Below are 9,796 nucleotides of genomic sequence, written 5' to 3'. Positions count from 1 at the left end.
AGGCCCGCCGACTCGTCGCAGCCCAGCATCAGGTTCATGTTCTGCACGGCCTGGCCGGCCGCGCCCTTGACCAGATTGTCGATCACGCTCGAGACCACCAGCATCGGCCCGTCGAGCGGTCGGTGCACCGCCATGCGGCAGATATTGTTGCCACGCACGCTGCGGGTTTCCGGGTGACTGTTCGACGGCATCACGTCGACGAACGGCTCTTCGGCGTAGTAGCGTTCGTACAGGCGCTGGACATCGGCATTCGGCTCGCCGTTGATGGGCAGGTAGACGGTCGACTCGATCCCGCGGACCATCGGCACCAGGTGCGGCACGAAGGTCAGGCCGATCTCGCGCTCGGCGATCGCGGTCAAGGTCTGACGAATCTCCGGCTGATGGCGATGACCGGCGGCGGCATAGGTCCGCACGCTCTCGCCCGCCTCGGCCATCAGCGTATGCACGGCGGCCGAACGACCGGCGCCGCTGGCGCCCGACTTGGTGTCCGCGACGATCTGCCCGTGATCGACCCAGTCCAGCCCCATCAGCGGCAACACGGCGAGGGTCGTCGCGGTGACGTGACAGCCGGGGTTGGCCACCAGTTGCGCGCCGCGGATCTCGTCGCGATAGAGCTCAGGAAGCCCGTAGACGGCCTGTTCGACCCACTCCGGCGAGGCATGCTCCATGCCGTACCAGCGCGACCAGACGTCAAGGTCCTTGAGGCGGTAGTCGGCGGCCAGATCGACCACCCGAACGCCCTGCTCGAGCAACGCCGGCGCGTCCTGCATGGCGATACCGTTGGGCGTGGCGAAGAACACCAGGTCGCAGGCAGCAAGGTCGGCCTCGCCCGGATCGCTGAAGACCAGATTCGTGTGACCGCGCAGACTGGGGTAGAGGTCGTCCACGCGACGACCGGCCTCGCCGCGCGAGGTCATGGCGACCACCTCCACCTGCGGGTGGTGGGCCAGCAGGCGCATCAGCTCGACACCGGTGTACCCGGTACCCCCGACGATTCCGATCTTCTTCATGTCTTCGCCTCGACTCCTCTCGCGTGGACTCTCCGGGCCGCCCCATGGCAGGCCGCGTTCGAACCCGGTGGACAATCGTGGCATATTAGCAGCCACTACGCGGCGGACCATCCGTGCGCCCGACCGACCACCGACCTCATCTTCCCCCCGGGAGGCCCGGCCCGTGACCGCTCTGCTCGCCCGCATCCAGGACTGGTTCGGCCGCCCGCTGAACCGGTTCATCGAGCGCCTGCGGCTGCGACTGGCCCAGCCGGATGCCCTGTTGCAGGTCACCCTGCTCGGCCTGATCGCCGGGCTGCTCGCCGCCCTGCTGGTAGTCGCCTTCCGGCTGGCGCTCGAGGGACTACAGATCTACGGCCTGGGACTGCCGGGCGCGGAACGCTACGAATCCCTGCCCGCCGAATGGCGGCTTCTGCTGCCGATCCTCGGCACGCTGGTCCTTGGCCTGGCCTTTCACCTGCTGCCGTTCGGCATGCGCAACGTCGGCGTCGGCCACGTCATCATCCGCTTTCACCGCTTCGGCGCCGACATGCCCTGGCAGAACGCCGTGGTGCAGTTCATCGCCGGCGTGTGGGGCCTGCTGATCGGCCTGACCGGCGGGCGGGAAGGCCCCGGCATCCACCTGGGCGCTTTCTCGGGAAGCCTGCTGGGCCACAGCCTCGGACTACCCAACAACAGCGTGCGCACCCTGTCGGGCTGCGGGGTGGCCGCGGCGATCTCCGCGGCCTTCAATACGCCACTGGCCGGGGTGATCTTCGCGCTGGAGGTCGTCATCAAGCAGTACACGCTGGCGAGCTTCCTGCCGGTGATCCTCGCCTCGTCGATGGGGGCGCTGCTGGCGACCACGGTGTTCGGCCCGGAGACGCTGTTCACCATCGAGATCCATCACGAGATGTCGTTCTGGGAGGTGCCCACCCTGCTGGCACTCGGACTGATCATCGGCGCGATGGCCGCCGGCTACATCCAGATCGTCGAGGCCACCATCGCGCGGAGCTGGAACTGGCCGGTCTGGGCGCGCTTCACCGCCGCCGGTGTGGCCACCGGCATCATCGGCTTCTGGGTACCGGAGATCCTCGGCATCGGTCACGACACCACCGATCTCGTCGCCGCCGCGGAGCTGACACTGGGGGCGCTGTTGATCATCGCCGTGGCCAAGTGGCTGCTGGCCAGCGTCACCGTGGGCCTGGGCCTGCCGATCGGCACCATCGCCCCGGTGCTGATGATCGGCGCGGTGGTGGGCGGCACGCTCGGCAGCCTGCTCTACCGGCTCGACCACATCCCGCTGACCGATGTCGCCTTCTACACCGTGCTGGGCATGGGCGCGATGATGGGCGCCACGCTCCAGGCTCCCCTGGCCGCCCTCGCCGCGGTACTCGAGCTGACCACCGACACCGGCGCGATCCTGCCGGCCATGATCACCATCGTCGTCTCGGGGCTGGTCAGCCGGATGGTGTTCGGCAAGTCGGGACTCTACGACGCGATGCTGCGCGCCAACGACCAGCAGATGCCGGGCCCCTCGCTATGGTTCAACGGCGACAACATCGGCGTCTCGAGCATCATCGAGCGGCGCATCGCCGAGGTGACCTGCCCCTGCAATCTCGCCCGTTTCGAGCAGGCGCTCGAGGAAAAGCCCGCCTGGCTGGTCATCCGCGACGAGCACCGCCAGGCGATGGGCGTGATCCGCTACACCCCGGCCAAGGCCGCGTACGACCAGATCTTCAACCAGGCGCTGTTCGACGCCCAGTCCCGAGCCGAACAGGCGGCGCGCGAGGCGAAGGCCCAAGGGCATGCCGAAGGGCCGACCCCGAGAGATGAGACATCCGTCACGCCGACCACCGGCGGCGAGGAGATGGCCCAACCTCGCACGGACCAGGAAGCCGTCGAAACACCGGCGACGGGCGCCGAGGCACCGCCCCCCGAAGTCGACCTGGAGGCGCTGGCCAACGAGGTCCGCGAGGCGGTGCTCGTCGATCCGGGCGAGATCAGCGGCTTCTACCGTGCCGCCGACGTCGAGGTGGGCTACACGCTCACCCAGGCTCAGCGCGTGATGCGCGAGGAAGACGTCGGCGTGCTGGTCGCCCGGCGCATGGTCGGTTCGTCGCAGGCACGCACGCTGGGCGTGATGACCGCCGCCATGCTCGAGCAGGCGATCGTGGAACGTTGACGCCAGCGAGCACGGCCCGGAAACTTCCACGCCACGGACAGGTCCATTCCCTTTGCACCCGGGACTCATCGGGGGAGCAACCATGGCCAGACGAGGGTTCGAGATGACGCCACCGACCGAGATAAACCACCCCATCGACGCGACCCGCAATGCCCTGCGCGATCCGTCGCGCCGGCGGCTACTGCTGGGCGGCAGCGGCGCGCTGCTGGCATTGGGCCTGGGCGGCTGCCTGTCCGACAGCGGCCTGCCGCTCGAGGGCGTGACCGTCCAGGACCGCGACGGGGAACCGGTGGAGCTCTCCTCGATCAAGGGCAAGCCGACCCTGATCACCTTCTGGGCGACCACCTGCCCCGGCTGCGTCAAGGAAATCCCGCATATCCAGGAGCTGCACGACAAGTACGCCGAACGTGGCGTGAACGTCGTGGGACTGGCGATGAGCTACGACCCGCTCGACCAGATCAACAAGATGGTCGAGAAGCGCGACATGACCTACACCATCTGGCGGGACCAGGACGGTCGAGGCGCCGAAGTCTTCGGCCCGGTACGGGTCACGCCGACGACCTTCATCCTCGATGCCCAGGCCCGCATCGAGTTCCAGAAGATCGGCGTGTTCGACGTGGGCCGGGTCGAGCGCACCCTGGACAAGCTGCTCGAGTCGGCCTGACCCCGCCCCACCCCATGCGCCCCGCCCCGCGAGCCGGGGCGTTTTTCGTTACACTGCCCCCTTTGCGCCGCGTGGCAGACACATAGATTCAAGGGGAGCCCGGTTCCAGGTCATGAACATCTCCATCAAGACCCCCGAGGAAATCGAGAAGATCCGTATCGCCAGCCAGCTGGCCGCCGAGGTGCTGGTGCTGCTGCGCGAGCACGTGAAGGCCGGCGTGACCACCGGCGAGCTCAACGAGATCGCCCACAAGCACATCACCGAGGTCCAGGGAGGCACCCCGGCGACGCTCGGCTACCACGGCTTTCCCGCCTCGATCTGCACCTCGCTCAACCACCAGGTCTGTCATGGCATCCCCGGTGACAAGACCCTGCGCGACGGCGACATCCTCAATATCGACGTCACCGTGATCAAGGACGGCTGGTATGGCGACACCTCGGCGATGTACACCGTCGGCAAGCCGTCGGTGCGCGCCCAGCGACTGATCGACGTCACCTTTGATGCCATGATGAAGGGCATCGAGACGGTGCGCCCCGACGCCACCCTCGGCGACATCGGCCACGCCATCCAGACACATGCCGAGGCCAGCGGCTTTTCCGTGGTGCGCGAGTACTGCGGCCACGGCATCGGACGGAACTTCCACGAGGATCCGCAGGTGGTCCACTACGGCAACCCCGGCGAGGGCGTGCGCCTCAAGGAAGGGATGGTGTTCACCATCGAGCCGATGATCAACGCCGGCAAGAAGGACATCAAGCTGCTCGGCGACGGCTGGACGGTGGTCACCAAGGACCACTCGCTCTCCGCGCAGTGGGAGCACACGGTCGCCGTGACCAGGGACGGCTTCGACATCCTCAGCCAGCCGTCCGCCTGACCCCGTGCTCCCGGAACGCGATGGTCGCTTCGGCGACCAGACCACCTTCCCGGCCGACCGGCCGCTGGCCCGGCAGCTCGAGACGCTCAACGCCCACTGGGCCGATGCGCTGGCCGACGAGACCAGTGCCCGCGGCTTCATCCGGGAAGTCACCGCCCGGGTAGACAGCGCCCTGCGCAGCCTGTGGGAGGACAAGCTCGCCGACACGCCCTGCGCGCTGGTGGCCGTCGGTGGCTACGGGCGCGGCGAGATGTTCGTCCACTCCGACATCGACATCATGGTGCTCACCGCCGACCACGCCCACGACGAGGCGGTGCAGGCGTTCCTCTACACCCTCTGGGACACCGGCCTGTCGATCGGCTACGCCGTGCGCAGCGTCGAGGAGTGCCTCGAGGCGGCCACCGACCCGACCGTCTACACCAGCCTGATCGAGATGCGGCTGATCGCCGGTGACGAGGACCTGCTTACGCGCCTGGACACGGCCATCCGCAGTGACACGGCCTTCGACCCGGCCTGGTTCTTCGCCGCCAAGATCGACGAACAACAGGCACGCTACGCATCGCACGACAACGTCGGCACCAAGATCGAACCACACCTCAAGGAAGGCCCGGGCGGCCTGCGCGACCTGCACACCATTCGCTGGCTGGCCAACCGCATCGACGGGGCGCCTACCCTCGCCGCGATGCATCGTGCCGAGCTGCTACGCGACGACGAGTACCGCGCCCTGACACATGCCGAGTCGCTACTGTTCCGCATCCGCATCGGCCTGCACGGTCTGGCCGAACGGGCCGAGGAACGCCTGCTGCTGACCCACCAGAAGACACTCGCCGGCGCGTTCGGCTACCGGGGAGAGCAGAGCGGCAACCTCGCGGTGGAGCGTTTCATGCAGCACTTCTTTCGCGCCACCATCGAGGTCGAACGCCTCAATCAGTTGCTGATCCAGCGATGGCGCGAACGCCTGCACCCCGAGATCCTCGAGCCGGTCAAGCGACTCAACCCGCGCTTCATCCGCCGTGGCAGGCTGATCGAGACCCGCGATGCGCAGGTGTTCATGCGCTCGCCCACCGCCATCCTCGAGTTGTTCCTGCTGCTCGCCGAACACCCCGAGCTAGAGGGCATGACCGCGGCCACCGCCCGGCAGTTGCGCGCCAACCTGTCGGTAATCGACGCGGGCTTTCGCGCCAACCGGCAAGCGAAACAGTTGTTCATGCAGCTGCTCCGCGCCGAGCGCGGCGTCTACCTCGCCCTGCGCAACATGAACCTCACCGGCGTGCTCGCTGCCTACATTCCCAACTTCGCGCCGATCGTCGGCCTGATGCAGTTCGACCTGTTCCACGCCTACACGGTCGACACCCACACGCTGCTGGTGATCCGTAACCTGCGTCGCCCCGCGCTACCCGAGTACCGCGACGAGAATCCGACCGCCGCACAGGCATTTGCCCGCATCCCGCGCCCGGAGATCCTGTACCTCGCCGGGCTGTTCCACGACATCGCCAAAGGACGGGGCGGCGATCATGCCGAGCTCGGGGCGTTCGACGCCCGCGACTTCGCCCGGGCGCATGGTCTGGCGCGCGAGGGCATCGACCTGGTCGGCTGGCTGGTCGAACAGCACCTGACGCTGTCGTTCACCGCCCAACGCCAGGACATCGAGGACCCGGAGGTCATCCGCCGTTTTGCCGAGCTGGTCGGCAGCCCCGAGCGCCTCGACCACCTCTACCTGCTGACCGTGGCCGACATCCGCGCCACCAATCCGCAGCTGTGGAACTCCTGGCGCGACTCGCTGCTGCGGCGTCTGTTCGAGCTCACCCACCAGCATTTCGCCGAGGGGGTGCGGTCCTCGGCGCAGATCGTGAGCGAGACCCGTCGCGACGCCAACCGGCAGGGATCGAGCGAGGGCATGAACGCCGGCAAGCTGGCCGCCTGGCTGTCGGGCATGCCGGAGGAATACTTCCTCAGAAACGAGATCGACAACATCCTGCGCCACTCGCGCGTGGCCATCGACGCCAATCTGCCGGCACTGACCATCAACGACGACCCGCAGCATCAGGCCACGCAGATCCTGATCCTGGCGCAGAACCACCCCGCCCTGTTCGCCCACGTGGTCGCCGGCATCGATCGCGAGGGGCTGAACGTGCAGTCGGCCAACATCACCGTGATCCCGCGCCCGCTGGTCACCGAGAGCGGGCTCACCGCCGTGGACCCCGAAGGCAGGCGCGAGCCGCTGCCCGAGTCCGAGCTGATCCTGCTGGAATTCTTCGTGCTCGATCGCCAGGGCCTTGCCGTCGCCGACCCGGGCGCGATCGAGGCACTGCACGAACGCCTCGAGGGGGTGATCCACCACCCCGACCGGGCGCTGTCGGTCACCCGACGGCGCACCCCGGCCCAGCTATCGAGCCTAGACGTCGACACCGAGGTGGAGTTCATCGCCGATGTCGCCCGCGCCCGCACCATGATCCAGGTGCTGACCAAGGACCGGCCCGGCCTCCTGGCCGATCTTTCCGACACGCTCTGGCGCATGGGCGCGATCCTCCTGCACGCGCGCATCGCCACCCTGGGCGAGCGCGCCGAGGACGCCTTCTTCGTGGTCGACCAGTACGGCCACCCGATCAACGACCGCGAACACCAGCAGGCCATCGCCGAGGCGCTGATCCGTGCGGCAAAGGGCAATAACGAGGCCGAGACGTGAGTCCGATCGACCACACCCTGGCGGCCAACCAACCGGCGGGCGACTGGACGCTGCTCGACGAGCGGCGCGATTTCCTGGTGGTCGGCAAGCCCGAGCGCCTGCTCACGGTGCCCGGTATCGGCCCGGAAAAACAGGACTGCCTGATCACGCGAGTGCAGACCGAGTTCCCCGAGGCGCGCATCGTCCACCGGCTCGACTGGGACACCTCGGGGCTGCTGGTGCTGGCACGCAACGCCCGGGCGCACGCCTTTCTCTCCAAGGCCTTCGCCGACCGGCGGGTCGACAAGACCTACGTTGCCCTGATCGACGCGCCGCTCGAGCCGCGCGAGGGGTTGATCGACCTGCCGATCGGCAAGGACATGGAGCGCCGACCGCGCTACCGCATCGACCCGGAACGCGGCCGCCCCTCGCAGACGCGCTACCGAATCGCGGCGACCGAGGCGGCGGGCGTGCGGGTGATCCTCGAGCCGATCACCGGCCGCTCACACCAGCTGCGCGTCCACCTGCTCGCCCGGGGACGTCCCATCCAGGGCGACTCGCTCTATCACCCCGAGGCCGCGCGCCACGAACGGTTGATGCTGCACGCCACCCGGCTCGCCTTCCCCGACCCGCAGCACCCCGATGCCCCCAAGGTGGCCTTCGAGCTCGACGCCCCCTTCTGACGCCACGGTTTCCTGGCAATCAATCGCGGGCGATCAGCCGCTGCCGACCAGCTCGACGGCGTTGCCGTCCGGGTCGCGGAAGAACAGCGCATCCCGACCCGAGCGCGACCGGGTGAAGGGGATGCCCCGGGCCTCGAGCCGGGCGGCGAACGGGGCGGTCCACGTGACGCGCAACGCGAAATGCCGGTCGCGCCCGCCGTGCTCGGGGCGGCCATCGACCGGGTCGGGGGCGGACAGCTCGAGCAGGTGCAGCGCCTGCCCGTCGCCCAGCGACAGCCAGGCGCCGGGGAAGCCGAGCTCGGGGCGGGGAAGCTCCGCCAGCCCGAGCACCTCGACGTAGAACGCGCAGGCCCGGGCCGCGTCGGCGACCAGCAGGCTGACGTGGTCGACCCCGTGCACCTCGGGTGGCGCGTCGATTCGGTTCTCGGCATCCGCCATGGCAGGCTCCCGGTTCGTTGCTCGCGGCGAGTGGATCGGGGACCTATAATGCCCGGTCGCATCCCGCCCCGTCACCACCCAACGCAACGACCTCCGGCATGAATCCCAATCTCGACCGACTCCATCCCTACCCCTTCGAGAAGCTCGCCGAGCTCAAGGCCGGTGCCCAGCCGCCGGCCGAGCTCCCGCACATCCCGCTGTCGATCGGCGAACCACGGCACGCCCCGCCCTCGATCGTGCTCGAGACATTGCGCGAGTCGCTGGGCGAGATCGCCCGTTACCCGGCGACCCGCGGCGAGCCGGCCCTGCGCGAGGCCATGGCCGGGTGGCTGACGCGCCGGTTCGGCCTGCCCGCGGGACGGATCGACCCCGAGGCGAACGTGCTGCCGGTCGCCGGCACCCGCGAGGCGCTGTTCGCCATCGCCCAGGCCGTGGTCGACCGGGACACCGGCAACGAACCGCCGGTGGTCCTGATGCCCAACCCCTTCTACCAGATCTACGAAGGCGCGGCGCTGCTGGCCGGGGCCGAGCCCTATTACTACCCGACCTTGGCCGAGAACGGTTTCCTGCCGGACTTCGACGCGATCCCCGAGTCGATCTGGCAGCGGGCACAATTGCTCTACGTCTGCTCACCGGGCAACCCCAGCGGCGCGGTGATCGATGCCGAGCGCTACCGCAACCTGCTAGGAAAGGCCCGTCGCCACGACGTGGTCATCGCCGCCGATGAGTGCTATTCGGAGATCTATTTCGACGAGGCCGAGCCGCCGACCGGCCTGCTCGAGGTCGCCGGTGAACGCGGCGGAGACGCGCCGTTCGAGAACGTGATCGTCTTCCACAGCCTCTCCAAGCGCTCCAACCTGCCGGGACTACGCTCGGGGCTGGTCGCCGGCGACGCCGCGATCCTCAAGCGCTTTCTGCGCTATCGCACCTACCAGGGCTGCGCCCTGCCGTTGCCCACCCAGCTGGCCTCGATCACCGCCTGGAACGACGAGGCCCACGTGCGTGCCAACCGCGGCTTCTACCGCGAGAAGTTCGATGCCGTGCTCGAGATCCTCGAGCCGGTCGCCGGCATCGACGTGCGCCGCCCGGATGCCGGTTTCTACCTCTGGGCGGGCGTCGAGGGCGACGAGCGCGACTTCGCCCGCCGCCTGTTCGCCGAACAGAACGTCACCGTCCTGCCGGGGCGTTTTCTCTCCCGCGAGACGAATGGCGTGAACCCCGGGGCGGGATTCGTGCGCATGGCGCTGGTCGCCGAGCTGGACGACTGCGTCGAGGCGGCGGAGCGGATTCGGGCGATGCTT

At 68.5% G+C, this 9,796-nt stretch carries 8 protein-coding genes; 6 read left to right on the top strand and 2 right to left on the bottom strand.

The window, feature by feature from the left end; translation table 11 throughout:
• The coding region (gene argC / locus ACLFRM_RS07980) for an N-acetyl-gamma-glutamyl-phosphate reductase (protein ID WP_410755210.1) at positions 1–1,010 on the bottom strand (1,010 nt) is incomplete at its 3' end.
• A gap of 163 nt (positions 1,011–1,173) precedes the next feature.
• Between argC and ACLFRM_RS07975 the strand changes: the two genes are divergently transcribed.
• The 5 genes from ACLFRM_RS07975 to ACLFRM_RS07955 all read left to right on the top strand — a co-directional run bounded on the left by ACLFRM_RS07975 (position 1,174) and on the right by ACLFRM_RS07955 (position 8,057).
• The gene (locus ACLFRM_RS07975) at positions 1,174–3,174 is read left to right on the top strand and encodes a chloride channel protein (protein WP_410755209.1); all 2,001 of its coding nucleotides are present in this window, start codon (positions 1,174–1,176) and stop codon (positions 3,172–3,174) included.
• Positions 3,175–3,256: 82 nt separating this feature from the next.
• The gene (locus tag ACLFRM_RS07970) at positions 3,257–3,838 is read left to right on the top strand and encodes a peroxiredoxin family protein (RefSeq protein WP_410755207.1); all 582 of its coding nucleotides are present in this window, start codon (positions 3,257–3,259) and stop codon (positions 3,836–3,838) included.
• A 112-nt stretch (positions 3,839–3,950) separates the two neighbouring features.
• Positions 3,951–4,709 carry a type I methionyl aminopeptidase gene (map, locus tag ACLFRM_RS07965; RefSeq protein ID WP_410755206.1) on the top strand — a complete coding sequence of 253 codons (759 nt, stop codon included), beginning with the start codon at positions 3,951–3,953 and terminating at the stop codon, positions 4,707–4,709.
• 4 nt (positions 4,710–4,713) lie between these two features.
• Complete coding sequence (glnD, locus tag ACLFRM_RS07960; RefSeq protein WP_410755205.1) at positions 4,714–7,395, top strand: [protein-PII] uridylyltransferase; 2,682 nt, start codon at positions 4,714–4,716, stop codon at positions 7,393–7,395.
• Positions 7,392–8,057: an RluA family pseudouridine synthase gene (locus ACLFRM_RS07955; protein WP_410755204.1), complete on the top strand. Its 666-nt coding sequence runs from the start codon at positions 7,392–7,394 to the stop codon at positions 8,055–8,057. The genes glnD and ACLFRM_RS07955 overlap by 4 nt, the downstream gene beginning before the upstream one ends.
• 33 nt (positions 8,058–8,090) lie before the next feature.
• Here ACLFRM_RS07955 and ACLFRM_RS07950 read toward each other — a convergent pair whose 3' ends face one another.
• Positions 8,091–8,495 (bottom strand): VOC family protein, encoded by a 405-nt coding sequence (locus ACLFRM_RS07950; protein ID WP_410755203.1) that lies wholly within the window; start codon positions 8,493–8,495, stop codon positions 8,091–8,093.
• 98 nt (positions 8,496–8,593) lie between these two features.
• Here ACLFRM_RS07950 and dapC point away from each other — a divergent pair.
• A partial coding sequence (dapC, locus tag ACLFRM_RS07945) for a succinyldiaminopimelate transaminase (RefSeq protein ID WP_410755202.1) occupies positions 8,594–9,796 on the top strand: 1,203 nt, incomplete at its 3' end.

The sequence above is a fragment of the Guyparkeria sp. genome, from assembly GCF_046540515.1.
Lineage (GTDB): Bacteria > Pseudomonadota > Gammaproteobacteria > Halothiobacillales > Halothiobacillaceae > Guyparkeria.
The sequence above is the reverse complement of the archived record's forward strand: the minus strand, read 5'-3'. Positions and strand labels throughout refer to the sequence as shown.

What these genes read in the sequence shown, in the direction of transcription:
- ACLFRM_RS07950 (WP_410755203.1), bottom strand. Translation starts at nt 8,495, where the DNA reads ATGGCGGATGCCGAGAACCGAATCGACGCGCCACCCGAGGTGCACGGG.
- ACLFRM_RS07970 (WP_410755207.1), top strand. Translation starts at nt 3,257, where the DNA reads ATGGCCAGACGAGGGTTCGAGATGACGCCACCGACCGAGATAAACCAC.
- map (WP_410755206.1), top strand. Translation starts at nt 3,951, where the DNA reads ATGAACATCTCCATCAAGACCCCCGAGGAAATCGAGAAGATCCGTATC.